The 350-nt window shown below is 55.1% G+C and carries 1 rRNA gene; it reads left to right on the top strand.

Annotated elements, in window-relative coordinates:
- The first annotated feature begins 158 nt into the window (after positions 1-158).
- Positions 159-272: ribosomal RNA gene (rrf, locus tag AB4Z35_RS31460) — 5S ribosomal RNA — on the top strand.
- Positions 273-350: the final 78 nt, after the last annotated feature.

Raw genomic sequence — 350 nt, 5'->3', positions numbered from 1 at the left:
AACCAGTACTAATTGCCCGTAAGGCTTGATCCTATAACCAGTGTGTCTTACCTGGTGTAGCGGTTCGCCGCCTTGTGCCACGATGGTACAAACACAACCAATCTTTACTACTCCCAGATTCGCCGTGCTGACATGCGTCAGCGCGGCAACCCCTCATGCCTGGTGACCATAGCGAGTCGGAACCACCCCTTCCCATCCCGAACAGGACCGTGAAACGACTTTGCGCCGATGATAGTGCGGACTACCCGTGTGAAAGTAGGTCATCGCCAGGCTCTTCTACCCAGAACCCCCAGCCCCATAAAGGCTGGGGGTTTTGCTTTGTGGGCTTCCGATTCAGCATACTGCACGTG

Origin of the sequence: Pseudomonas sp. KB_15 (assembly GCF_052114525.1) — a bacterium.
Taxonomy (GTDB): domain Bacteria; phylum Pseudomonadota; class Gammaproteobacteria; order Pseudomonadales; family Pseudomonadaceae; genus Aquipseudomonas.
This window is presented reverse-complemented; position numbering and strand designations above follow the sequence as displayed.